The sequence below is a fragment of the Bacillus sp. ISL-39 genome, assembly GCF_018613295.1.
Lineage (GTDB): Bacteria > Bacillota > Bacilli > Bacillales > Cytobacillaceae > Mesobacillus.
Genome location: NZ_JAGGQM010000022.1, coordinates 20652 through 45813, shown reverse-complemented (window position 1 = coordinate 45813; position 25162 = coordinate 20652). Strand labels below are relative to the sequence as shown.

Genomic DNA, 25162 nt, shown 5'->3' with positions numbered 1-25162 from the left:
CAGGCTTTCCCTTATATCTTCCTTACATTCTCAAAATACTCTTCCAGTGTCCAATCATTTTCATACATCTCCGTTGCGGCCTTTATTCCCACATACCTGAAATGCCATGGTTCATACATATAGCCTGTTAAATCTTCTTTACCCTTTGGGTATCTGAGGATAAACCCGTATTCATGGGCATTGTGGGCAAGCCACACTCCTTCTTTGGTTGTTCCAAATTGTTCATTCAGATTAAAATTATTGGTTTTGCTGGAAATATCCATCGACAAGCCTGTCTGGTGTTCGCTGCTTCCTGGTCTCGCAACTGCCTGAAGGGCCTTGTCCTCCCCAACCTTATTGACCTCTGCGTTGAAAAGGTTTTCCTGGCGCCCATATGATCGGTATCCGGAAACGGCAGCAAGTTCAATTCCATCCTTCCTTGCGCCGGCAAACATTTCTTCCAATGCTGCTGCAGCTTCTTCCCTCATAAGACTCTTTTCAAGCTTGGCCTCTCCAAAAGAGAAGGGAACATTCGGTCGAACCAAGTCGGCCGGGATATAATGATCTGGCAACCCAAAAATCTTATTGACAAGCGCTAAAGTATTCTGCGGATTCTGGATGACATTCTTTCCGTCTGAATTCTGGACTACATTGAAGTACGCAGCTTCGAGTGTCAATTCGTCTTCTGCTGGCTTGTCCTCTATAGGAGGGTTGTTTTCCGCGTTCTGTTCGGGTTGATTTACCTCAGCCGGCTGATCATCGTGATTATCTTGTCCAACTAATTTATCTCCCAAATAAGGAATTTTTTCAAGATATGGCTCAACCTTTGCACATCCTGCCAAAAAAATCGGCAATGCGATTATCAGTATTAGTTTTTTCATCATTTCCACCAATCTTCAACATTTTAAAGCAATAACACCATTCTAACATTTTTCGGCAAACTTTCGAATGGCCTTTTTTCCCATTAGCCTTGCTAATCATTATACCTGTTATTGAAATGTGCAAACTTCTTGTTCCTGGGTAGTAGACATTTTTAGGATCACTCTGTGCTTTAAATGTCCTTTAAACGCAAGTTCTTAGACATTAGCTTCCATCTTGGCTTGAAATGTCCATTAAACACTGGTTCTTAGACATTTTGGCTTCCTTCTTGGCTTGAAGTGTCCATAAACGCTGGTCTTACTTCAATATGAATTGCTCATAATTAAGAATCTCCACGAAAAAACCCTTTCCACTAAGGAAAGGGTTTTCAAATAATTATTCTTTGATTGCCGCTTCTAGCGCAACCTCGATCATGTCGTTGAATGTTGTTTGGCGTTCTTCTGCAGTGGTCTCTTCACCAGTCAGGATATGGTCGCTGACTGTTAGGATTGAAAGGGCCCTGCGATCATATTTAGCAGCCAGGGTGTATAGAGCTGTTGTTTCCATTTCAACAGCAAGAATCTGGTATTGTGCCCACTTTTCTAATTCTGCATTATCATTGTAGAACTGGTCCGCAGTGAAAACATTGCCGACTTTAAGGTTCAAACCTTTTTCAAGGCCTGTATTATACGCTTTATACAATAAATCAAAGTTTGCTGTCGGAGCAAAATCCACTCCGCCGAAAGTGAGGCGATTCATCTGTGAATCGGTTGAAGAGCTCATAGCCAGAATTACGTCACGTACTTTGACATCCTTTTGGATTGCTCCGCATGTACCTACGCGAATCAGGTTTTGGACATTATAGCTATTCATCAATTCATTGATATAAATTGAAATGGAAGGAACCCCCATGCCTGTCCCCTGTACAGAAACTCTTTTACCTTTATATGTTCCTGTGTAGCCAAACATATTTCTGACTTCATTATATAACTTCGCATCTTCAAGGAATGTTTCCGCAATGTATTTCGCCCTTAATGGATCACCAGGCAGCAAAACCGTTTCTGCGATTTCATTTTCTTTAGCACCAATATGTACACTCATTTAAAATCCTCCATCCTATAGGTTGCTACCTCAAAACTATACCACAATATAGTTAAGCAGGAAAATCTTCAGTTTCATGACAATTTTGTATACGGGCAAGCTAAAAATAGCTTTACCAAAGGTGAAAGAAAAAATCCGCTGCACCAGTTATATAAAAATAAACGAAAAAGAAGGTGATGAAGCAATGGGCAAGAAACACCGCAACCGAATCAATTCACCAAAGAAAAACAATCATATCCCTCCTGAAGCAATCGTTGCTGAACAGGAAGCTCACGGCAAAGAATTTTCAGCTACAGGAAGAAAGAAACAAGGATAACAAAAATGGTCTTTTCTTACAAAAGAGTCACCTTTGCGAAGAAAAATAGGGCATTCAATCCTATTTTGTAGTCAATAGCAACAAAGTTTGAGAAAAGAGCCTAACAAAAAGACGATGAAGCAGTTTGCTTCATCGTCTGTACCTGCTTATTAGCAAAAACGCTCGATCGTGTTCTGTAATTTCTGCTTCAAAGACGGAAGATCAGATACATGGATATTCATTCTTACATATGTTTCATCCATCCCCATGGCTTCTGACAAGAAACCTCCAAGCCCTCTCGCCCTCCGGTCAACTTGCATCAAGACCTCAATTTCGTTCTCGCTGACTGGATAGAAAATTACTTCTAATTCATCCAACCGTCCTCTAAAGGTACCTGATGATGGCACAAATTCAAACTCCTGGACAAATGGCAGATTTCTGCGGAGATGTCTTGGCGCTTGCTCACACTCAGCTTCCCTCAAACGGAAGCCAAGATCGCTTATAGAGTTAAACACCCCATGCATCAATTGATTGGGCACTACCGTCAAAAAATCTTTATCGCTTGGATCCACTGCATTTTTGATATCAAGCCCAGTTGACACCCAAACCTTCGTCCTGCCCATTGATAATGGCATTTCCATAGGAAGCCTGAATGAGAATGGTATCTCCTTTATTTCATTCTCTTTGATTACGAATGACTGCGTCAGCTTGAATCGGTCAATCTGGGCTGTGGCAGTATACTTTTTGTCATCCGCTTCTTTTATATATGTTGTATGTAAACTCAAATAGATGTCATCGATGTTCTGCTCCGTGTTGCCCCCGCGAATTTCTACAATTCCACTTACTTCTTCTCCAGGCATCACCCGGTCCTTTTCCAGCTTTGTATCGACCTTAGCTGCTCCAATGCCGACACTGGCAAAAACCTTATTAAATAATGACATGTCCCTTGCCTCCCAGATTTCACATTTTTCTTTCATATAGATGTATACGTTTATAAATTGAGAGAGTTTCACAGAGAAGTGATTTTTTTTTAAAATAAGACTATGTTAATATTCCATGCCAGCTTTTTAGTTTGGTATGAGAATTTATAAGCGGAAAATTTCCGGCTATTGTATATAGAGAACGCTTCGAAGCAGAAATAGGAGGAGATATTCCGGTTAAATGCTAAAAATAAGCCAAAATCAAACGGTTGGGATGAAATAACCGGAAAAACAACCCTTATTTTAATGGAATTAAGGGCCGTTTCCAATTTAAGCGGAATTTTTCCGTTTATTTTTCAAGATCTGTTAAATCAACATTCTTTTATAACTAAGCGTAATATAAAAAGGCAGATTCCCAAAGAATCTGCCATAACTGTGTAAACCTTACCTAGTCTATATCTTCTTCCTCATCGATGATGCATTTTTCGATCAGATATTCAAAAGTGATATCTGCCATTTCTTCAAGCTCTTCCTCTGTGGGAACGTATCCCCTTTTTAAAAGTTCATGAAAGAAAAATTCAGCAATCTCCTCTGTATCGATTATAACCTCAATCTCTTTCACAGATTCGCCCCCCTTTATTCCAAATGTATGTGAAGAACCTATATTTAATGCCAAGCTCGATCAATTTTCTGAAAATTGTTCTATTACTTTTGGACAAGCATAGAATGGAATAAATCAAAATAGGAGTGATCTGGTATGGAGAGGCTGGGTATTCTTGCGGCAATGTTTGTAGACGATGTGAACAAAGAAGATAGTATGATTATTGAGTTGTTTGGCACTATCGTAAATTTCTTATTTAAAATTCTGTTGTGGGCAGGAATTCCTTTTCTTGCTTATGTGCTGCTTGAATTTGCAGGCCATTTTTAAACATGGCTTTTTCCATCATTGTTAACGAGCATTGACAGTTTACGAAGAATGACTCTCATGACATGGGCGTATTCATCATCCTGGAACCACTTATATAAAATTCGGTAATCGTTATAAATATCAAGCAGATTGTCGATCGTCATCCTCTTTTGATTGGTTTTCCTAAGCTCTTCTTTTTCACCTGCCCGCGGCTGAGGAGACTTTTTCTCGAGGTTGACTGATGGATTTACTTCTTTATTGGCAGAAAACAGAAGCCCCAGCTTCTGGATAAACGTATCAGCACTGTCCGAATCCGCAACAAGTGTCAGTTCTTCTTCCCCGGCTTCAAGCCATTCACCATCTTTAATCCTGGAAAGTTCATATATGACATCCTCCCAGGCATCTTCTTTATATCTCCAGATTTCAGTTCGAAATCCGACAACCTTAAATAGGTCCGAACCATAACCTTTTACCTGAACCAGGTCCCCAAAAAAATATTTGTACTCGATGTCGATTTGCTCCTTTTCAAGCAGCTTCCCATCGTACTCAGAGAGCATCTGCAAACTTGTTTCCAAATACAAGCCCTCGCTCTTATTTATCTCATATACATGAAGGCCGTCAAGCCATTTTACATCTGTCACTTTCCCCACAGTCCCATAAATAGTGATCACGACTGTATCACCGATGTTAAACTTAGGTTTCTTCCGTTTTTCCATTTCCTCCATCCTCTCAACGATGAGTCGTGAATTGTGATTACAACAGTATATGCATTTTTCTGAAAATCGCTACGCCTAGATGGTGGATGGAAGAAGCTTTTAACCTTTGTGTCCGGGTAGAGAAAACAAAATTCAATCAGCTTAATGAGCGCTTCATTTCAACTTCTTAGTATATAAAAAAGCTCCTGCGGATAGCCGCAAGAGCCTTTAACTTTCTGCAATCAAATATTCATCCCATGCTTCGTCAAATACAGTCATACTTTCCGGATATTGACCGTTCATTTCCAAATAGGAGCTGATTTCATCATAATCCTCCGAGTTTTTGGGAAACGAGAGATCATCATACGCGGAATTCGCGAACCTGCTGATCGCATCCTTTGGTTTGGTGGAACGATATTTCATGAGAAAGTGGTAAAAGCTTTTATACATATATGAACGCCTGCCTATTGTTAAATTAGTTTGTCCATACTATAACGGATTGGTTAAGGGCTCGTCCACTTTAATGCAAAAAAAAGAGCACCTTTCCGATTTAGGTAGGTGCTCTTTTTTTCAACTATATAAGAAAGTATAAACTTATTACACTTAGATTAGTGTCTAGCTCCAGCGCCTAGCCAGTTTTCATCCAATAATGTGCTTCCTCGAGTATCTTGCGAGAAGCGTTAGCTTTGAGCAGCTCGAGACGGTTGGCTAGTGTCGCCTCCTAGAAACTCCGAAACTTCAACTCCGCTGGCAGAAGCAAAAAGCGCTTCTTTGTCGGAGTCTCCAGTTTCTGCGTTTCTGATCAGTCGGCTATACTTTGCGATTTCGGTCCTGCCAATGAAGTCAAAGAATGACTTCACTGTCAGGCCCTCCGTGGCACACGATGTGTTAGACCCGCCAGCCACAGGACGTGGCGGTTTAGGCAGGCACCGCATGTCGGGGCTGATCAGGGCGCTTGCGCTTTTCTCATTGCCATCTGGCTGATTTCGCCATCTCAAGCAGTGCCCATATGATATTGAACATTAAAATCGCGACGGTGATTGGCACGGCATGAAGCCAGTTCATCCCGAACTTCTCCTTGATCAGCCTTACATAGTATCCGCAAAAGAATAAGACAACCATTGCCGCTACCAGCATGATGGATAAAGCGATAGACATTTTCTTTCCCCATTTCCATTAAAAATACTCCCCACTCTATTATAAAGAGGCGGGAGTAACTGGATAAAAAGGAAGTGTGAAACTTTTGTGAACAGCTTACCGACTCAGGTTATTTTTATCACACACCGGACTTCAAGATGAAAAATCAAAGTAATTCCGCTTCAGCAACCTTGGCTGTGCCATCAATTCCTCAAAGGTAACTTCCTTGCCGAGTTTTTTCGTATCGATTAAAAATAATTGGTCTTCGATTTCCTTTGTGATCAACTCAGTCTGGTAGGTCATCTCGCAATCGAGACAGTGGATGGCAGGAGTTTCATTGATTTGAATGGCTTTTGTACCGTCCGGAAGTTCCCAATAGACTTTGTCTGTTACAGCTTTCGTTTTTTCACTGCTGCACCACTCGCACTTTGCCATCAGTCAACCCCCTTAGTCGAAGGAATAGCTCCCTGGCCATCAACCACTTCAGCTGACGATTTGTTCTGCTGTGCCATGAATTTCTTTTCCTTCAGCTCATCACGTTTTTCACGCTTATCCTTCAAAGAAGCATGTGCAGGGTCATCCTCATATTTTTCCCTGCGGTCAAGCCTTCCAAGACCTTCTGGAATCAGGTTGAATTCACTGTCGTTCATGATTGCCGCGATTCCAGTGTTCGATTTTTTGTTTTCATATTCTGGATATACCTGTTTGAAGTATCCTTCTGCTCTGCCTGGAACATAACTTTCAGGCTCTGGATAAGAGGTGATTACACCTTCAAAATTCCGCAGCACCACTTTTTCTGGACTTTGGGAAATCAGGTAGTTTGGCTGCAAGGAAATTTTGCCGCCTCCGCCAGGTGCATCGACCACAAAGGTTGGGACTGTGTTTTTTATTGTAAGTATTAAATTTCAATTAGGGCGTAGCTTTTTAAATAAATAAACTGCAAACCGCGATCTTATTTATCATCTTGGTTTGCAGTGTCAATTAGATAATAGATAAACATGACTCCCCTGTCTTTTTCAAATAGTTTTTCTTCTACATTACAATATACTTTCCGCTAACAGTATTTTTAAATCTGTTTAAGAATAAAACTTCGAATGGAACTTCAAAAAAGGGATGTATATAGAATGTATTGAACAATATTCAATAAACAAACTTAAAGAAACTATATATTTCCTATAATCCTTATCAAACTTCTATCCAGGTTTCTGGAATAAGTGCTCTACCGTTTCTCCACGGTCTCTCAACCAAAGCATTTTGAAATTCACTATCTTGTAAGTTTGCATGATCAAGTACAATAATCTGAAAGTCGGGATATAACTCCTTACATACTTTAAATAAGAGATCGAACATCATTTTTACTGCTTTTCTATCCTCATCATTTAATTCCTCTACGTTTCCTTCTAACGTCTCATCCTTTTCAGGTGGAAAATAGACTTGCGTTGGTTGATCTAGTATAAGGAATGCAGGAACAGGTCTTTTTTTCTGAATAAAGTATTTATGAAGAGCAAGATGACTAATTAAATGACAACCTAACCAGTTTTCTCCGCTTCCCATTCGGTTTAAAGGAATAGGTCTTTCTTCTTGATCGGCAATAACCGTAAGGTTTTTAATATCCAACCGATAAGGAGCGTCGGAATGTTCAAGTTCTAACTCCTTTGCCCAATCCGTCATATATTTTGAAATTCTACTCATGATTGAAGATAATTTTTCTTCCTTATTCTCATGGTCAAGTAAGTCTTCTAAATAGGTAATATGGGCTTCAGTTTCATCTATCTTTGATTGTAATTCATTATTTTCATGTGTTTCTTTATAGTTTTCTAAGAAAAAACTTATACGCCCTATTACTCGTGATATTCTCCTATTTATATCCTCAATTTCTTTAGCCACTTCTTGTTCATGAATTAAAGCTTCTATAGAGGTTGAAGTATGATTGATTAGTTTTATTTTTTCTTCCTTTTCACTTTCTAGAGTTGCAATATATGTTCGAAGTTTTGGTCTTTCTCTGACAACAGCTTGTAAATTATTCTGCAATCTTTGTAACGATAAACTCATATTATTTAACTGCGGGATTTCTACTTCCAATTCGGACGAACAAAACGGGCATTTACTATGATTTTCTTCGGGTGCTTCCTCAAATAGAGAAATTGATTCAAGTCTTAGTCTTTGTTCATTCGCATGTGCAGAATAACCAGACGCTTCATTTGCATAAGACTCTGCAGCTTTGATCTGTTCATCTATGCCAGCGAGTTGTGCTATATAACTGGCTCGTTCCTCTCTTAAGTCCTCTAAACTGTTCGTTTCAATACCAGGAGTACTTGATGGTTTCCAAGATAGACATTTTCTTAACATAAGAATTATTTCCTCTTCACTTCCACTAAACCCTTTCTCCAATAAACCAACTTGCTGTGCTTCTTGTATCAAATTTTGAGCTTTTATTGCTCCACCACCGCTAAGCAATTCCGACTCCATTTTTTGCTTTTTTAAGAGCTTTAATGTTCGTTTCGTTGTGCGGAGTTCAGCTTCTAATTTAATGAAATCCTCCCTTACCGCTCCTAAAAAATAAGGTAATACATCTTTGATAGCCTGAGGCATAAACGGTTCTTTTTGCCGGTGAAAAAGAATACTCTCGTCTGCTATTACACTTTGTTTTTGGAAAAGGAATAACCTTGCGTGTTTAAAATTTGTTTCTAGTGGGTCCCTTGATTCTGAATCCTTTGGTATATGTTTATTAGGAGATATTCCTAAGTGACTACCAAGAAATTCAACTAAGCTATCATCATTAGAATTAGGTTTTATTTTTGCCAATGGAGGTGGCGTGATATCATTTCCTATCTCAATGTAAACACTACTTTGACTTTGTTTTTGTCCTACTGGTGGAGCTTTTGCGATAAAAATTTCTTCAGAGTTTGATATTAATTTAAGCGCATACATTGATACTGTTTGTCTAATAATTCCCTCAGGTATTAAAAAATCTGAACGCCCTAAACAATATTCAATAATTTCTATAATTGCAGATTTGCCCGTCTTGGACTTTCCAGTAATAATATTTACTTTTCCAGGACTAAATTCTAGATTTCTTGTTTGCCCTTCCCTATTGTAAAGAATTATTTCTTTTATCTGAAGTGTCATGGACTGATCCCCCACATTGTATAAATAGTAGAACTAGTGCCTGTTACAGCAAACCATTTTCCTAATAATTTTGCTTTTGCTTGGTAATCGGTCAGGTATAGATTTACTTCTCTATCCATGTTTAACCGTAACCTTTTAGAGGAGGTGCTTAACGATCCGTCATTATTTATTATCAACAGATCTCTAGCTGTTAGAAATTTAGTCGCTTCTTTTGTATATGGAACCAGTTCTCTTGCTCTTTTTGCATATCCAATTCTGACTTCTGGATTGCTTTGTAGCCAAGTATGCATGTATGAACGTATAGACCTTGGAAGTTTTTCTTTTGTTGGCTTGTGAAGAAGTATTGGGAGAGTTAAAAAAAGTAACTCATACGATATACCGCAATCATATTCAGACTTTTCCTCATACCCTTTTATCATTTCATGGATAAGAAAAGCACAGAATGAGGGGTTAATAAGATTTGCTATTTCTACTGGACGATTCTCCCATCTAATCATTTCCTTTCCCCTTTACATCTTGTAGAAAGGCAAGTTTATCGCTATATAGAGGATGCCAGCCAATTCTAAAGGGAATTTGATCTGCTAAAATATGAAAACTCCCCATCATAACAAAACGGTCCGTTACATTATTTCTAATATTAAGATAAGGGATTCTCATAACTTTATTATAGAATTCTCTTCCAAATTTCTTCATAAGTTCTTCATCAGAGTGATCGCTTATATCTTCGTGTAAGATAGCGAATTCTTCTTCCCACTCTTCCATCAATTTTCTTTCGTAGTCCTCTAATTCACTCATACTTATTAGTTGATCATCTACCCATTTGGCTCTTTGAGTTGATGCACGATAAAAGTCTTTTATGGCTCGGTTAATTCGTATATCCGTTAATGACAACACCTTTAATTGCTCTACAAATGTTCGATTATCACTTGAGAAGTAATCAGGTGGATTTGAATTCGCAAAATCAATTGGCAAAGAGTCTGGTTTTAACTGATCCCTTATCTCTTGTATTTTTCTTTGGACTTCTGAACCTTTTATAGGGTCATTTGAACCAAAGAACAAATGATGTACAGATACTTCAAACCACCAACCCTCAAGTCTTTCGTACAAAGCATCGATGTGTTCTGGGTTCACTGCAAATTTCAACTCACTTTTCAATTCCTTTTCTAAATCAACAATATTCTCTTCCTCATCCAGAATGTAAATGCTATCCACTAGCCTGTATTGTTGATTATCATCAAGAGATAAGAACGCCTCATATGCTGCTTTATTTCCATCTCCTCTGGATGTTGTAATATGATTCTTTAGTTTTAAGTGAGCTTCTCTTGGATTCCTACTTTTATCTGCTTTTAACAAAGAAACAAGTGAACCTGGAGAAGCTTTTGAAGTAGTTACTAGGCTAAACACTACTCCGGGGATGGATACGATATTGTTTTTGATTGCTTCCGACCAAATTCTTATGCTTTTCCATAAGTCAGACGAGCTATCAGTTAAATTTGCTGGACGTTTGCTTGAATGATGTTTTAACTGTAGAAGCTCAATAGGTGTCCCTTCTTTTTCAAATTCTATGTCATCTAAATTCTCAATAGCTACATCGATTGGGTGTCTTTTCATTATCATCAATAAGGCGTATCTAATTTGATATAAATACCCGACCGCAGAGCTGCCTGCTGAAAACTGATTTGTCATTCTCAATCCTCCTAACCAACTACCAGTGGCTTATATACGATTCAACTTTTTTCTCTGTGAAATTGTCGAATATTCTCGATATTAACTCAGGAAGTTTTAATGATGCGAGAGAATCAACAGCTGACGTTTCTTTAACATAGCCTTCTTTGAGTATTTTTTTAATGATATACTCGCGTTAATTCCGTAAACTGTTTCAAAACCACCCGGGAACTGTACATTTTCCTGTTTTCCAGAAATCCAATTGATTAACAATACTCCTCTGGAAGTATTCCCGCAGGAAACTTCTTTAGAAGAATGGGATCAATATCGAATGAGTTCATTAAACTTTTCGATATTGATGTAGTTTGTTTAGATTTTTGGTTCAAATTATCAGAAGAAAGTGTGTTTTTGAAAAAATATAAAATGCCCACCAGATTCCTCCTATTCTTCATAAAATAAATTAATTAGCTACTCCTTCTACACATGTACCATCTTAAGGTCCTTATAATCCATGTTATTTGAACTATCGCCTACTTTTATATTTCGACAATTATTGTAAAAATCCTCCAAAAAGCCACACTAAAAAATAGCACCCATTACTGAGTGCCGTTTGTATGTGCAAACTAAGAAGAAAAAACAAAAATATTTTCTCTTCAGCAATCTTGGTAGTTCCATTAGTTCCTTAAAACTTATAAAACTTCCAACTTCTTTTGTGTCAACCAAAAACAACTGATCCTCAATTTCCTTAATCACCTTTTCTTCCGATACACCATCTTACAATCATTGCACATCAAAGCCGGTGTCTCCGTGATTTCAATTACCCTCGCCACATCTGGCTGCTCCCAATAAACCTTACTTATTCCTAAAGTTGCTCTTCCTCCACACCACTCACAAATCATGCTCATGATCTAATCATTCCCCGCTGGTTCTTTTTCTTGGCCAATTATCTTTGCTGAAGTTTGTTGTTGAGCTTTAAATTTCTTTTCTTTTAATTCATCTCGTTTTCCCTGCTTATCCTTTAAAGAAGACTGATGTGGATCTTCCTGATATTTTTGTCTTCTATCTAGGCGCTGAAGATCTATTGTTAATCCTGATTATAATCAGCAGCTTGTTCCATGGTATTATGTATATAGGAAAATGTGTTTTCCGTGGAGGTGGATAGCATGGACAAGCCATCTGAGATTATTACAATAAGTGACCGTGATATAATTTCAGCCATTCAAGAAAATGGTTGGTACATTGACAAGGTAGAAAAAACGCCAGAAAGATGCTTAGAGGCTGTTAAGCAAGATGGTCGTACATTAAAATCAATCCCTAAAAATTTGCATTCTGTAGACTTGTGTTTTGAGGCTGTTAAACAAAATGCTTCAGCTATAAAATATGTGTCAAAAAAAAGTAATGACGAATGAAATTTGTATAGAAGCCGTTAAAAATGATGGAAGTATACTAGCCTACTCCTCATATATTGCTGATGAGTTTCGAACAAAAAAGCTTTATCTTGAGGCAATAAAACAAAACGGCAAAGCCCTTAAATATGTACCCGATAAGTATAAGTCGGAAAGTCTTTGCAGAATAGCAACTGAACAAAATGGTTTAGCGCTAGAATTTGTTCCGAAGAATATACTGTCAAAAGAATTATTCATGTTAGCAGTTGAGCAAAATGGATTAGCCTTGGAATATGTGCCGAGTAAAAACAGAAGCAAAGGATTGTGTAATGTTGCTGTTGATAATAATGCATTGGCGTTAGAGCATGTACCTGACAAATTTAAAAAAGTGGAGCTGTGCAATGTCGCAGTAAAATCCAGCTGGAAAGCTTTCCTTTATGTTCCTGAGAGTATGTATACTTTAAATAATTGCCTTGAAATATTTGAACGGATCTTAAGGGAATGCGACGATTCTTCTGAGATTTCGTATAGTGACCGATCTTATGTTAGAGCGATAGCAAACCGCTTACCAGATGATATAAACAGCGATATTAATATCATCAAGTTGGAAAGACAATTACAGGTACGGGAATTTAAGAGAAAATACTTTGATAAAGAAACACACAGGTTTATTACGATAGAAAAAATATGTTATAGAGAAGACGACGAAGTAAAAGAATTCGATTTATTTGTTGATTTTTATAACCATTTAGATGCGGATTTAAAAAATGCAAATCTACATGATTATGATTTTAAAGAAGTTAGTCTCGCCGATTTTAATATTGAAGATGCCTATATTAACAGCGATGTGTTAGTCGAACAACACTTATATGATAATTCTTTTTACGCTGAAAACGTCAAGGATTCTGATTGCAACACACAACTTATGATTTCGGCAGAAAATGAGGTAGTAGAGGCTATATCTGTTCTGCATGATATCGATTTTGTTTCAGGTGCCACACTAAACGACACTTCTTACAAGATATACTATATTAGTGATATCCACCTCAACCATAAGCTTTTGAATGCATTCCCGACAAATGCTACAGAACTAGAAGTTATAATGTATATCAGACAGCTTGTAAAAGAAATGATTGATACCGCTTCAGATAAATCCTACGACGACTACTTATTAATTGCGGGAGATATATCTTTTAACTTTGAAATATCTACTTTGTTTTATACAGAATTAGTCAAATTTTGGAGTCCCGGTCAAATAGTAGTAGTGCTTGGTAATCACGAATTATGGGATTTCAATCGACGCGGAGTCGCACATTCTAATTTGCTTACATTGGATGAAATTATTCTGCAATACCGGGATTTGTTTTCAAGTCAAGGCATCCGCTTTTTACAAAATGATTTGCTTCTTACAGACGGAACGATTATATCAGAAGAGCAATTGAAATCCATTGATCATCACGAGTTGAAACATATCTGCTTGAAAAGTCCTTATGTAATACTTGGTGGTTTAGGTTATTCTGGATTAAATTCAAACTTCAACGCCAATCAAGGAATTTACCGGCAAACCATTATGTCTTTAGATGAGGACATCAAACACACAAGCCAATTTAACTTCATTTACAACAAGGTGAAAAGCGTTTTAGGTAACGATAAAGTAATTATTTTAACTCATACGCCAAAAGAAAACTGGTCGAATGAAGATTACAACCGTAACTGGATATATGTGAACGGACATACTCATCGAAATGACTACTGTTGTGATGAGGAAAAAACTTTTTATTCCGACAATCAAGTTGGATATTATTCTACAAACATAGGTTTAAAGCATTTTAAATTGTCAAAGGTTTATGATATTTTCAAATATTATCCTGACGGAATTTATCCTATTTCAAGAGAGCAATATTTGGACTTTAACCGAGGCGTTAATATTAAAGTAACTTTTAATAGAACAGGCAATATACATATGCTTAAAGACAATAATGTATATTGTTTTATACTTGAAAACCAAAACACAGGGAAAATTTATCTGTTAAATGGTGGGATGATAAATAATTTAGAACATAACGACCTTAATTATTACTTTGAGAGAATGGCGTATTATTCAGATGCAATCAGAGGGATATTTAACGATTACAATCAAGCTCTAAAATCCATATCTGATAGTATTAAAAAAATCGGCGGTACTGGGACAATCCACGGTTGTATTGTTGATATAGATTTCTTTAATCACATTTATCTGAATCCGGAAGACGGAACCGTAACCCCTTATTTTGCACTGTCGATTATTGATAAGTATATCTATCCAGATGTTAAAGCGCTTTTGTTAGATCGAAGAATAGATTTATATAATAATTATTTGAAACTTTTAGACGGAGAGAGCGAGAACGTTAAGCTTTTAAAAGGAGAAATAAGAGCAGGAAGCACTGAAATATCAAGATTTATTCCAGATACTTATATGTATAGACCATCAAGGATAATGAAGTCATTGCAGTACCTGACAGAAGTTAATGTTATAAGGCTTTGGAACGATCGTATTTTCGAATCTGAATATCAAAATAAAAATAAAGCAAAAGATTTGGGTACTAATAACAATGACACCTTGTTGCTATCCGTTAGACGAAACAGAAGCAATTAACGCCCCTTTTCAGGGGCGTTTCTGCTGCTAAGATATATATTCGACAAATGAAGGAATCCGGAGCTTCCCGCCCTTTGTGTAATTCCGAAATTTTACGCGGCATGTTATTTTGGGTTCAAGGAAGAAAAACTTAGTGTTCTCATCATGGATATAATCCCGGTAAGAATCGTATAACCATTTCCTTGCATCTGGATTCATAAACTCCATGACCCCTACCGGTTTTATCTTCCCTTCTTCTTCTAATCCAAGAAGCAAACCGAATTCTTCTTTTCTGATTCCGATTACGACAGCATCAGCATATTGGTAATGGATAACTTTATCAAGACCTTTTTTAGAAATTTTCATTAAAATCAAGGCTTTTACATATTAGTCATGTTTAATATGTTACTCCTTTCCCAATCAGGTTTCGGGATATTTCTGTTAAAATAATAGGAAGGCTTATTCAACTAAACCAGCTAATAGTTTGTCAATATTTTTCATTAAAATCTAAAATTCAACCGTGATATACTAAAAAAGGGTATACCAAATAACCTTCATATTCTGTGAATTGGAAGGTTTTTCGTTTTTTAGTTAGATGTTGCTTCTAAGCTATATCTTGGAAAGTGGTTCTGTTTTTTAATAGGGCAAAAATCCAATGTAAAAGCTTATTTACACAAGCAATCACTGCTACTTTAAAAGGCTTTCCTTCTTCACGCTTCTTGTCGTAAAACTCACGCATTCGTTTGTTTCGGGGAATGATTTCATCCGTGGTTTTCTGTTTGCGACAATCGCGTATGGCACATCGAACAGCCATATATAAGGCGTGACGAAGCCTGCTGGATCCTCTTTTTGTGATTCGGTTTTTGGTGGCAGTAAACTTGCCAGATTCGAAAACACTAGGGTCTACTCCAGCGAAAGCCACCAGCTTTTTAGGATCAGTAAATCGGTCTATCTCCCCAATTTCAGAAATGATCGTTGCAGCGATCTTTTCACCGATACCAGGGATGGATTTGATAATATTATATTCTTCAACTTCTTTAGCGAGGGCATCTATCTCTGACTCCAATGTGGATAGGTGCTCTTTGTATTGAAGAATAATATTAATATACATACCTAAGCTTAAGATATGACTCTGATAGACTGTCTTTTCAAAGGGATTGCGAGCTGCCGCCTCTTTTAGTTGTAAGGCTTTTTCATTGGCCCATCTGATTGAGCGACTTTTACATAATTCCTTGATCCTCATTGAGAGAGTTTCATTACTAGCTTCTAAGATGTCTTCAGATGACGGAAACTCCTTTAACGTTAAGAGGGATACCACAGAATATAAATCACCGAACACTCCACGATATTCAGGAAATACTTGATCTAGAATAGCCTGGAACTGAAGCTTTGTCTGAATCATCACTCCTGTAATATTCTCGTGTTGTCTTGTAAGGTTACGAAGGTTTAAAAGCTGAACCCCTCGCTTTTTATACGGCTCTAACTCCTCCTTGTAAAACAACTCGCAGAGGTGGTAAGCATCGACGGCATCTGTCTTTACTTTCCTTAAACTTGAACTTTTCGCCTTGTAGGAAATCAAAGGGTTAATAATAATTAATAAATATCCACGTTCCTCTAGATATTGGACAACGGGTGTTTGATAGTGTCCGGTTGCTTCTAGTATCACAGGAGGCTTCATACCTGTTTCTTGCTGCACAAGTTCTAGAAACTCCACAAGTAACCCAAGTCCTTCAAGAGTATGAGATACTTTAAAGCTCTTACGAAATGGTTTGCCTTTATCTACAAAAGCTTGAACCTGACTTTCCCCCTTTGAAATATCCAGACCAACAACTGGATTCATCCTGTATCATCTCCTAATCTTTTATTTGCCGGTACCCCTTGTCCTTCTTGTAGTGTCACAGCTTCGCTTGTTATACGAGATCTATGTCCCAACCAGCCTCAATCATGTTTCTACAAGTAGGGGGCAAACTGTTTAGCTGACGGGATCCAGGTCCCACGGGCAGTTACGTTTTACCCCGGCTACCGTTATAATAAGACCATATAGAAAAAGGTCAACCAGAAATATTTTCTTTTCTGGATGACCTTATAATACAAACGAAGCAGTTTAGTTTTTTAATGAATTTACGATATTTAGTTAGAGATCACAATCCTTTTAATATAATGAATCTGTTATATAAAATTTGTAACGCAGAATTGTGGTATTAATAAGCAAGATGGCAAAAATATTTGAGGATTATTTTTCTGAGTTACACTGTACAATTCGTTTGTACGGTGGGCACCAAATACTTTTTATCATTCCATTCGATGGAGTCCCAAATCCTTAGGATAAATCAACGAAAGTTGTCAAAAATATGGTTTTCCCCTTTAACAAATTCTTCTTCGTATTGTTTGGATATAAAAAATTTCCCAATAATCAACATAGACTTATTGCTGAAAAGCTAAGAGGTTAAGGTATAAAAATGTTATTTATAACAAAAACAAATTTTTTTGTCATGAATTTTCCCAATTACAATTTTTTCAAAATTATATTACTTATTGTATATTTGTACCAAATATTACAATTTTTATAGGAGGATAGGTATATTTTTTTAATGTGAAATTTTAGGAGGGGAAATATGTTTAAGAAAAAAATGTTATCTGCATTAGCTTTAGCCACTGGATTAGTTTTTGCATCTGTAACACCTTCTTCAGCTGCTGCACCGTCTAATCCGACCGGATGGACTTACAACTCAACTGACGATGTGTTTAACCTACAGTATTTAAATAATGGATATACTGGTTATTCGTCAAAAATTGATGACGGAAAAAAATTATATAATGGAGAGTATTTTTTGCAGCAAACTTGGCTTTATAATGATAATAAATATTCAAAGATGAGAGCAGTTATTGGATATGATCCAACATATGTTTCTTACGAATCCGCTTCTAACATGACAACTAGCTATGTAGGAATTAGTAGTATTAGTGTGGGTCAGACAAATGCTGGAACGTGGGTTGTTGCAATTACTTATGGATACTCCGATTACCAAGATTGGAGTGCAGCAAACGTAAAGTTTAAATACAAGCGAGCATCTGGGACATCATATACTTGGAATGATTACCCTTATCAAGGATATTCATCAAATGGTTGGTACCAAAGCACAGCTGGTTTCCTGAGTACGTTGGGCCCCTATGCAGTGCAAGCTGACGTAACAGCAAAACCAGTTACAATTGGAGGGCTGTAAAATGAAAAAGATTCTAGCGGTAACTGCGACGATTGGTTTTTTGGCAATAGGGACCCTATTTGTTGGTGCTGAACCGGAAGAAACATATCCAGAGAAAGAAGTAACTCATAATCTTCCTGAAAATGCTCCCGACTTCGACGCACCGGTCACTGAAATTCCAGCAGAAGATGTGCCATTGGAAATTCGTGATAAAAAAGGCAATGTGATATGGAAAGGTAAGCAGAGGGATTTTGTGAAAAATCAAAAAGAAATTAGAAAATTAATAAAAGAAAAAACGGGACAAGACTTATAGATGTTATAATAGAATGAACTTAAGGATTTCTTTGGAATTTATGATTCTAGAGAAATCCTTTTAAATTATTGAGGAGGTTTCCCAAATGAAGTCTAAGTGGTTTATTACTTTAATAATTCCTATCATTATATTTGTTTTACTTTTTTTGGCTTCTGTACTTTTTAAGTCCGGAATAGATTTTGCTTTTATTGGGACTACAGGATTTCTGGTAGGTCTTATTGTCTTAATTGCTTCTTTATCATTTACCAAGATTATTCAATTCGGGACAAGAGCTCCACAAGCGGAATGGATCTTTCCAGACGAGCATTTAGTAGATAAAGTGCAAAAGCAATACGGCAAGAAAGAAAAGCTACATAATAGTGACCAATTTTTAATTGCTGGAATAATTATTATAGTGGTTAGTATTTTCTTTATTTTATAAGATTGCATATGAAGCAAAAAATATAAACTTCATTTGAAAGTATGGAAAATGCTTAGAGCCTAAAAAGGCCTGAGCATTTTTAATTATGGCTTACTATTTTATTGACTAATTGAAATTTAGAAATTTAATTAAATATAATTTATAACATAATAGTTTACCTCTATTTTTTTCCTTTCAAGCTAAATGTTGTTGTGTCCCATGGAAGAAATAATGCACTTTTTTCAACAACATTTCTTATTGAATTCCTTATTTTACAAACGTTGCAGTTCAAGAAGGATTAAAAAAACCCTTACAGCCCATTTACGAGCCGTACGGATTTTCCCTTTCAAAGTTTGAACTTGAAGAAATGAGTCTTTGGGTTTCAGCGTCAAATACGGCAGTGAGATACTGTTTCTCATCCTTGCTGACTGATACAAAAACATACACTTGTCTAGTGGGATGATATCCTTCTCCGCCAGTTCTAGACTTACCGTACTTATCAGCTTTTGATAGCACGCTATTAATGTCCTTAAAATAACTCTTTTCTCGAATATTCAATTTCGCATTTTCAAATTCGATATATTGCTTTTTATCAAGTGAATCATAAAATGAGTCAGCATCTTTGAAATGCATTGCTGAGTTATCAGGATACTTACTCCAAGGAGCTGGTGAATTGGCTAATGTAAAATGAACACTTATAGTGAGTAATGCGACTACCATAAAAATGAAGGAACTTACTTTTTTCATTAATACACCTCCTTTTTTGTATTATCTCCACAATTTTGCTTAGTATGTAAGATGAATATTTAGTTTGATTAAGGGGGAATCGAATGGATTTAACAATTATAGGTGTGCTTTATTGATCGGATTCATAGCTGCAATTATTCACTCAATTAAAGACATTTCAGTTATAAAGCAAGAAATTAGTCAAATCAAAAAACAAAATGAAGAGTTAAAAGAATTGCTTTAAAATAAAGATAGCCTTAACGATTAGAACTCAATGGTCTCTTAATTGTTCTAAAGAAAAAGGACTATCATTGTTATACTAACGATACAGAAGAACTGAAGAGTAACCTTAGATTAGGGTTATACTTTGTGAAAAGGTGTACTTAAAGTATTGGGTGCTTATCTTCAACAAACATATTAATATAAAGAAGCTCAGGGCTTTATGATATGCTCCCCTTTAGGTAGACAGATTAAAAAATAAAAATCTGTTTACTTAAAGGGGAGTATTTATTATGTCAAAAAGAGCACATTCCCTCCAAGATAAAATCATGATCATTAAGGCAATGGAAAACGGGAGCCAAACCATTTCCGAATTAGAATTTTTATATAAGGTAAATAATCTCTCCATATATGAATGGGTATATAAATATGAAAAATACGGAGTGGCAGGATTAAAAGAGTCCCCTTCCTGGAAGGTGTATTCGAAAGAATTGAAACAGGCGGCAGTACAGGACGTTCTTAGCGGGAATTACTCGATCCGAGAGGTTACGAGGAAATATGAAATTTCCAGTACTTCTCTCCTTCGCAAGTGGATTAAAAAGTATAATAGTCATAGAGAATTAAAGGATACTTCCAAAGGAAGGACAAGCACTATGACTAAAGGAAGAAACACTACCCTGAATGAACGGAAAGAGATCGTGCTATATTGCCTTGAGAACGACAAGGATTATCAGAAGGCAGCTGAGACCTACCAGGTCTCTTACCAACAAGTATATCAATGGGTTCAAAAATATAAGGATGGCGGAGAAGAAGCCCTCAGGGATAAACGCGGAAGGAAAAAGGAAGAAGTTGAACTTTCTCCAGAACAAAAGATCAAATTAGAGATGCAGAGGCTTGAAAGAGAAAATGAACGTTTACGTGCAGAGAACTTATTCCTAAAAAAGTTAGAGGAGATCGAAAGGAGGCGAAGATAAGCCAAGTACGCCTTGAGGAGAAGTATATCGCAATCAAAGAACTTCATCAGGAAGATGGGTTCTCTTTTATCATGCTTTGTAAAATAGCGGGGGTTGCTAGGTCAGCGTATTATAAATGGCTAAAGCGAACACCTTCCTCACGTCAACGCCAGAATGAGGAGCTTATAGAAGAAATAAAGGCTCTCCATGAGAAGGTTAAAGGGATCTACGGCGATCGTCGAATCACAATGACTTTGAACCGCAAGTTGGGGAAAAGCTTCAATCATAAGCGAATTTATAGGCTGATGAAGATTTTCGGCATTCAAAGTGTTATACGGAAAAAGAAGAAACGTTATAAAGCATCCACCCCACAACACGTGGCAGAAAATGTGTTGAATCGTAAATTTCAAGCCGAAACACCAAATGAAAAATGGGTTACGGATGTCACTGAGTTTAAGTATGGCGAAGCCAAAAAGGCTTATTTAAGTGCGATTCGAGACTTATATGATGGATCCATTGTCAGCTACGTTTTAGGACATTCAAACAACAATAAGCTTGTGTTTGAAACGCTGGATCAGGCTACAACCCAATTGAATAAAGCTCGTCCCCTTATACATAGCGACCGAGGGTTCCAGTACACCCATATAGGTTTTAAACGAAGAATAGATCAAGCACAGATGACTCAAAGTATGTCCCGAGTGGGAAGATGTATTGACAATGGTCCCATGGAATCATTTTGGGGAACTCTGAAAAGCGAAAAGTATTATTTGGAGAAATATAAGACGTTTGAAGAACTTTCTTCGGCGATTGATGAGTACATATACTTTTATAATCATGAACGTTACCAAAAAAGATTAAACGGCCTTAGCCCCCTTGAATACAGGGCTAAAGCCGCTTAGGTTGTTTTTATTATTTCCACTGTCTACTTGACGGGGAGCAGTTCATTATGGCTCCGAGCTTTTTTATATGCTTATTTAGCTCCTAAAGTACCCTGCTTATTCAAATGCGATTATTAATTAATAACACCCATTTTTTAAATTTTTTTATAAACTTCCGCATATGCAAATTTCACTTGTTCTCGCAACTCTTTGTTTTCATCTTCGAGTTTCTTTACTTTTCTCTTTAATGATTCGATCAGAGCGTCTTTATTATTATCATCCATATTCCTCTTCACCTGTTTTTTGCTAGGCGCGCTTATTTGTTGTAGGCGAAGAGATTCAATGCGGCGTCGAAGCTCCTGGTTATTGTATAACGTCGCCTTTGAGAGACCGGCTTCCTTTGCCACGCTATTAAAATTGATATTTTCATTTGATTTTATAAGTCTTTTTATTGCTTCATCCACTTTCATAGCTGTTGAAGCTTTACGGCTCTGATGGATTTTTTTTAATTGCTCCTTACGATCATAGTTTGTCATTACGATTCCTGCTTTCGTTTAATACGGTCCAAGCGACCGAAAATAATATTTCCGTTTTGGATAGTTTTTAGGATGTCCTGATATCTGTCTAGATTTTTTTTGTTTTTCTGGGCAACATCATACCGACCTCGTTGTTCCAGAACTTCAATGGTTTTTGAAGAAGTTTTAACAAGAAGGTCATATTTTTGCACATCCATATCGGACAATCCTATCGCCAGGTCTTTACAGGGGCTGCCTCCGTTACACGTAAGACAAGGAGGTTCTTCTGAATAAGGACAATTCCCATTAATTCTTGCGTGACATGTTCCATAAGGATTATCAATTGCGGTTAGCTTCTGCTCTCTCCATAACATTTCAAGAACATCTTCTGGAATATCCTCATTTGGTTTGATTTCTTTCACTTCACCATTTTTGTCGAAAGAGAATACACCGTTCTTTATTGCTTCTTCGAAAGCCTTTCGTTTTGTTCCGTCCAGCAATTTTGCATATCGCATTGTCATTTCTGGAGAGGCTTGTGCTAAAAGCTCTTTTACTGTTAAGATGTCGGTACCGTTATTGAGCATTTTTACCGCGTAGGTATGCCTGAATTGATGGGTTTTAAAATGAAAAATCTTGCCATCCTCTGTTTTGATTTCGCGGTCATGAGCCAAAGTATTTAATTTCTGTCTTACCCATTCCTGGCTGAAAGGCTTTCCCTTTCTAACGCCTGAATAACGCGAAAAAATGAATTTTTCCGGGTTGTTATCGCTATTACTGTTATTAATAGACAAATCGATTAAAGCAGCGATAATAGAAGCAATTTCTTCGTCTATTGGAATGGAATGCCCCGCAACATAGGTTTTTTTAATATCAGTAACTATTTGATATTTCCCATTTAATTTTACTAGACAGTCCTGCCGCAAGGACAAAATGTCCGAGATTCTTAACCCGGTTTTAAAGGCAATCCAGACTATTGGCTGTACTTCCTTATGCAAATGATTGATTTCAGTGAACAGCTGATCAAGGACGAAATCTGGGATATAATCAACTTGATCGTAAGCCTTTTTCTTCTCCAAAGGCTTATCCTCAGGGAAAATTAATATCCTTATGTCCGTTTCCGGCGCTGTGTCATATTGATAGTTCTGGAAATCCGTTAATACCTTTTGAACAATTGCCAAGGATTGCCGTACATATCCGTCCGGATTGCTGTTTCTATGATTTATGCTACTATTGGCATACCTATGGAGCCACTGAATGTAATTCAGTATGTGTTTTCGCTGCAGTTTTTTAAAATCTTTCCATTCAGGTTCTAGATCGCTAATGTGATTAAAAAACGGGGTAACATACGTCATGTAATTTCCAGCAGTAGTACCAGAGAAATTTTGTTTTCCTAGAAGCCGGTGCCTGAAATACTTCTTTACCGCGTCCTTGAATTTTGGATTTTTTATTTTATCGAAATGGAGAAAATAAGAATTTGCAGATTGATTGTGGGATATCCCGTATAGCTTTTTTAAATTCCTAATATCCCAGGATTCCTTTTCCCACTCATCACGGTCATCCGTCACAGTTTTTATTGCTGAATAAATCATTTTTAAAAATGTCACAATGCCTGTTGATGCCTTTTCAAAAGTGTCCCTATGCCCCACGTATTTGGTGATTTTCAAATTTACTCCTTTACTTTCTAACCAAAGCACCCATTTCTCAGCGGCTTTGTCCATATCAAGTTCTAAAATCGATTTAACATTTGGGTAACATTCATTCAAGAACCCTTGAATCTTATTGACTTGATAAATTGCTGTCATGATCCTATTCAATGACCATTCATCATTAAATAGCTTTTTATAAAATAAATACTTGATTTCAATTCTGAACGTTGGATTAAGAAGCCGGAAATCGATATTTTTGGTACTTCTATTGTAGCGTGAATGCATTTCTTTAAAGTTGTTAATTAAGCCGATAGTGTCTATATTCCAAACATCGTTTTTTTGGAAATAGGGATTGTTTTTCATTTCCGTTAAAACTTCCCCTTTAGTATTTACTGTTCTTTCGTAATAGGTAGACATTTCGTTCTTAAGCCGCTCATGGAAGCCCATTTCCGATTTTTGTTCTTTATGACTTTGTATCATGCGAATCTCCTTGTTGTTTTAAAGAGTTTATTTTAAATGCGTGCTGCGACCTTTCCCAATTCTCACGAATTTCCTCAGTGGACGGGTGAAGGTATAAATTCATCGTTGTTTGAATCTGAGAATGTCCCAGCCGTTCTTGGACCTGTTTAATGTCCTTTGTTTCTTTAAAAAAGATTGTTGCATGTGTGTGTCGGAATAAATGTGGGTGCACATTTATTCCTGTTTTCTTCTTTAAACGCTTAAACAGTGCGGAAACATCCTGATAATTCATTGCATGTCCCATTTTATCGCCGCGCAGTTTAACGAAAAGAAAGTTTGTAGCCGTGTTCAAATCATCCAAAACTTCGTATAGATAATCATCGTATAAATCCATCAGAGCCTGGGAAACAAAAATGTTCCGTTCACCAGTTTTGAGTTTTGCTCCGTTTTCAAGTTCTCCACGATTAACCAGATGGATTCGATTTCCGTTTTTATGGTCTATCTTGAAATCTTCAATAAATAAAGATAGTGCTTCTCCGATACGTAAGCCGGTTTCAAAAAGGAGTTGAAGCAAAAACTTATCCCTTATATTTGATGTAGCTTCTATAAGGAGTTCAACCTCTTTCTTTGTTAATACCTCTACTTTTCTTCGCGGCTCCTTGATTTTAATGATGTTTCTGCTTGACGATTTTCCTTTATTTACGTGAAAAAGGAAATCTTTATACTTCCTTTTTCCACCGGGAAAAACCTGCTTGAATAGTCGATCTACCACGTTTTTATCCAGTGCCTCGTTACGATGGAGAAAATCATAAAAATTTGTTACAGCGGTAATTGTAAGGTTAACAGTCCTTTCCGTCCTTACGGATGAAACTTTTTCAATTGGACTGATTTTTGTTGCACCGTATGGGTTCCTCAACCATGCTACGAATTCTATAAAATCCTCTAATTTTACATCTATGTATTCCTTTTTATTCTCCTGTAGGAATTCAAAGTAGAGTTTTAACGAATAGCAATACGTTTTTTGTGTGTTTACACTCTTGCCGCCAGTATCCAAGAATTTCAGGTATTGCATAACTGGTATTACCGGTTTTCCTACACCATCCAACAACATATATCTCTTTTTGTTTCCTTCAAGGATAATCTCCTGAACTCGCATATGATACCC

At 36.9% G+C, this 25162-nt stretch carries 26 protein-coding genes and 2 pseudogenes; 9 read left to right on the top strand and 19 right to left on the bottom strand.

Features of this window, described 5'->3' with window-relative positions; genetic code table 11:
- Positions 1-11 precede the first annotated feature (11 nt).
- Together J7E37_RS16015 and deoD are read right to left on the bottom strand one after the other, a co-directional pair.
- Entirely contained in the window at positions 12-860 is an 849-nt protein-coding gene (locus J7E37_RS16015; RefSeq protein ID WP_215025095.1) for a M15 family metallopeptidase, read from the bottom strand.
- A 373-nt stretch (positions 861-1233) separates the two neighbouring features.
- A complete protein-coding gene (gene deoD / locus J7E37_RS16010; RefSeq protein ID WP_214781221.1) occupies positions 1234-1938 on the bottom strand; it encodes a purine-nucleoside phosphorylase in 705 nt (234 codons plus the stop codon).
- Between the two features lie 184 nt (positions 1939-2122).
- Here deoD and J7E37_RS22635 point away from each other — a divergent pair, with 184 nt between their 5' ends.
- The gene (locus J7E37_RS22635; protein WP_285289116.1) at positions 2123-2254 is read left to right on the top strand and encodes a hypothetical protein; all 132 of its coding nucleotides are present in this window, start codon (positions 2123-2125) and stop codon (positions 2252-2254) included.
- Positions 2255-2403: 149 nt separating this feature from the next.
- Here the strand turns inward: J7E37_RS22635 and J7E37_RS16000 are convergent, their stop codons facing one another.
- Together J7E37_RS16000 and J7E37_RS15995 are read right to left on the bottom strand one after the other, a co-directional pair.
- Complete coding sequence (locus J7E37_RS16000; protein WP_214781219.1) at positions 2404-3174, bottom strand: sporulation protein; 771 nt, start codon at positions 3172-3174, stop codon at positions 2404-2406.
- A gap of 427 nt (positions 3175-3601) precedes the next feature.
- Positions 3602-3775 (bottom strand): YozD family protein, encoded by a 174-nt coding sequence (locus J7E37_RS15995; RefSeq protein WP_214781217.1) that lies wholly within the window; start codon positions 3773-3775, stop codon positions 3602-3604.
- Positions 3776-3910: 135 nt separating this feature from the next.
- Here J7E37_RS15995 and J7E37_RS15990 point away from each other — a divergent pair, with 135 nt between their 5' ends.
- On the top strand, positions 3911-4081 hold the full coding sequence (locus J7E37_RS15990; RefSeq protein ID WP_215025092.1) for a hypothetical protein: 171 nt from the start codon (positions 3911-3913) through the stop codon (positions 4079-4081).
- Here the strand turns inward: J7E37_RS15990 and J7E37_RS15985 are convergent.
- Together J7E37_RS15985 and J7E37_RS15980 are read right to left on the bottom strand one after the other, a co-directional pair.
- On the bottom strand, positions 4078-4776 hold the full coding sequence (locus J7E37_RS15985) for a hypothetical protein (protein ID WP_214781208.1): 699 nt from the start codon (positions 4774-4776) through the stop codon (positions 4078-4080). The two genes, J7E37_RS15990 and J7E37_RS15985, sit on opposite strands and share 4 nt — an antisense overlap.
- Positions 4777-4983: 207 nt before the next feature.
- Positions 4984-5205 (bottom strand): YozE family protein, encoded by a 222-nt coding sequence (locus tag J7E37_RS15980; RefSeq protein ID WP_214781206.1) that lies wholly within the window; start codon positions 5203-5205, stop codon positions 4984-4986.
- A 261-nt stretch (positions 5206-5466) separates the two neighbouring features.
- Between J7E37_RS15980 and J7E37_RS15975 the strand changes: the two genes are divergently transcribed.
- Positions 5467-5739, top strand: a complete 273-nt coding sequence (locus J7E37_RS15975; RefSeq protein WP_215025089.1) for a hypothetical protein — start codon at positions 5467-5469, stop codon at positions 5737-5739.
- Here J7E37_RS15975 and J7E37_RS15970 read toward each other — a convergent pair.
- The 7 genes and pseudogenes from J7E37_RS15970 to J7E37_RS15940 form a co-directional block, all read right to left on the bottom strand.
- Complete coding sequence (locus J7E37_RS15970) at positions 5722-5913, bottom strand: hypothetical protein (RefSeq protein WP_215025086.1); 192 nt, start codon at positions 5911-5913, stop codon at positions 5722-5724. The genes J7E37_RS15975 and J7E37_RS15970 overlap by 18 nt on opposite strands.
- Positions 5914-6045: 132 nt before the next feature.
- A complete protein-coding gene (locus tag J7E37_RS15965; protein ID WP_215025083.1) occupies positions 6046-6327 on the bottom strand; it encodes a YokU family protein in 282 nt (93 codons plus the stop codon).
- Positions 6327-6770: pseudogene (locus J7E37_RS15960) on the bottom strand (hypothetical protein); the annotation flags it as partial. The gene J7E37_RS15965 and the pseudogene J7E37_RS15960, both read right to left, overlap by 1 nt.
- A gap of 307 nt (positions 6771-7077) precedes the next feature.
- Positions 7078-9021 (bottom strand): DUF3732 domain-containing protein, encoded by a 1944-nt coding sequence (locus J7E37_RS15955; protein WP_215025080.1) that lies wholly within the window; start codon positions 9019-9021, stop codon positions 7078-7080.
- A complete protein-coding gene (locus J7E37_RS15950; RefSeq protein WP_215025077.1) occupies positions 9018-9518 on the bottom strand; it encodes a three component ABC system middle component in 501 nt (166 codons plus the stop codon). Before J7E37_RS15950 ends, J7E37_RS15955 begins: the two co-directional genes overlap by 4 nt.
- Entirely contained in the window at positions 9511-10707 is a 1197-nt protein-coding gene (locus J7E37_RS15945) for an ABC-three component system protein (RefSeq protein WP_215025074.1), read from the bottom strand. The genes J7E37_RS15950 and J7E37_RS15945 overlap by 8 nt, the downstream gene beginning before the upstream one ends.
- Positions 10708-11265: 558 nt before the next feature.
- Positions 11266-11591, bottom strand: a pseudogene (locus J7E37_RS15940) (YokU family protein).
- Positions 11592-11849: 258 nt separating this feature from the next.
- Here J7E37_RS15940 and J7E37_RS15935 point away from each other — a divergent pair.
- Both J7E37_RS15935 and J7E37_RS15930 read left to right on the top strand, forming a co-directional pair.
- Positions 11850-12095 carry a DUF4116 domain-containing protein gene (locus tag J7E37_RS15935; protein WP_215025071.1) on the top strand — a complete coding sequence of 82 codons (246 nt, stop codon included), beginning with the start codon at positions 11850-11852 and terminating at the stop codon, positions 12093-12095.
- On the top strand, positions 12085-14706 hold the full coding sequence (locus J7E37_RS15930; RefSeq protein ID WP_215025069.1) for a DUF4116 domain-containing protein: 2622 nt from the start codon (positions 12085-12087) through the stop codon (positions 14704-14706). The genes J7E37_RS15935 and J7E37_RS15930 overlap by 11 nt, the downstream gene beginning before the upstream one ends.
- 27 nt (positions 14707-14733) lie before the next feature.
- Here J7E37_RS15930 and J7E37_RS15925 read toward each other — a convergent pair whose 3' ends face one another.
- Both J7E37_RS15925 and J7E37_RS15920 read right to left on the bottom strand, forming a co-directional pair.
- Positions 14734-15051, bottom strand: coding sequence for a hypothetical protein (locus tag J7E37_RS15925; protein ID WP_215025066.1), 318 nt, complete (start codon positions 15049-15051; stop codon positions 14734-14736).
- A gap of 238 nt (positions 15052-15289) precedes the next feature.
- On the bottom strand, positions 15290-16525 hold the full coding sequence (locus tag J7E37_RS15920; RefSeq protein ID WP_215025063.1) for an IS110 family RNA-guided transposase: 1236 nt from the start codon (positions 16523-16525) through the stop codon (positions 15290-15292).
- A 775-nt stretch (positions 16526-17300) separates the two neighbouring features.
- On the opposite strand from J7E37_RS15920, the gene J7E37_RS15915 reads away from it, so the two are divergent.
- The 3 genes from J7E37_RS15915 (at position 17301) to J7E37_RS15905 (ending at position 18622) form a co-directional block, all read left to right on the top strand.
- Complete coding sequence (locus J7E37_RS15915) at positions 17301-17909, top strand: hypothetical protein (protein WP_215025060.1); 609 nt, start codon at positions 17301-17303, stop codon at positions 17907-17909.
- A 1-nt stretch (position 17910) separates the two neighbouring features.
- Positions 17911-18201: a hypothetical protein gene (locus tag J7E37_RS15910; RefSeq protein WP_215025057.1), complete on the top strand. Its 291-nt coding sequence runs from the start codon at positions 17911-17913 to the stop codon at positions 18199-18201.
- Between the two features lie 85 nt (positions 18202-18286).
- Positions 18287-18622, top strand: a complete 336-nt coding sequence (locus tag J7E37_RS15905; RefSeq protein WP_215025054.1) for a hypothetical protein — start codon at positions 18287-18289, stop codon at positions 18620-18622.
- 300 nt (positions 18623-18922) lie between these two features.
- Here J7E37_RS15905 and J7E37_RS15900 read toward each other — a convergent pair whose 3' ends face one another.
- Positions 18923-19348, bottom strand: a complete 426-nt coding sequence (locus J7E37_RS15900; protein ID WP_215025052.1) for a hypothetical protein — start codon at positions 19346-19348, stop codon at positions 18923-18925.
- A 491-nt stretch (positions 19349-19839) separates the two neighbouring features.
- Between J7E37_RS15900 and J7E37_RS15895 the strand changes: the two genes are divergently transcribed.
- A protein-coding gene (locus J7E37_RS15895; protein ID WP_215025049.1) for an IS3 family transposase occupies positions 19840-21398 on the top strand; the annotation gives its coding sequence in 2 pieces (ribosomal slippage) (positions 19840-20482 and positions 20482-21398; 1560 coding nt in all).
- A 134-nt stretch (positions 21399-21532) separates the two neighbouring features.
- Here the strand turns inward: J7E37_RS15895 and J7E37_RS15890 are convergent.
- From J7E37_RS15890 to J7E37_RS15880, 3 genes are read right to left on the bottom strand one after another with little or no spacing between them, the layout of a single operon-like run.
- Positions 21533-21913, bottom strand: a complete 381-nt coding sequence (locus J7E37_RS15890; protein ID WP_215025046.1) for a DUF6262 family protein — start codon at positions 21911-21913, stop codon at positions 21533-21535.
- The gene (locus J7E37_RS15885; protein WP_215025043.1) at positions 21913-24018 is read right to left on the bottom strand and encodes a tyrosine-type recombinase/integrase; all 2106 of its coding nucleotides are present in this window, start codon (positions 24016-24018) and stop codon (positions 21913-21915) included. The genes J7E37_RS15890 and J7E37_RS15885 overlap by 1 nt, the downstream gene beginning before the upstream one ends.
- Entirely contained in the window at positions 24002-25153 is a 1152-nt protein-coding gene (locus J7E37_RS15880) for a tyrosine-type recombinase/integrase (protein ID WP_215025040.1), read from the bottom strand. Before J7E37_RS15880 ends, J7E37_RS15885 begins: the two co-directional genes overlap by 17 nt.
- Positions 25154-25162 lie beyond the last annotated feature (9 nt).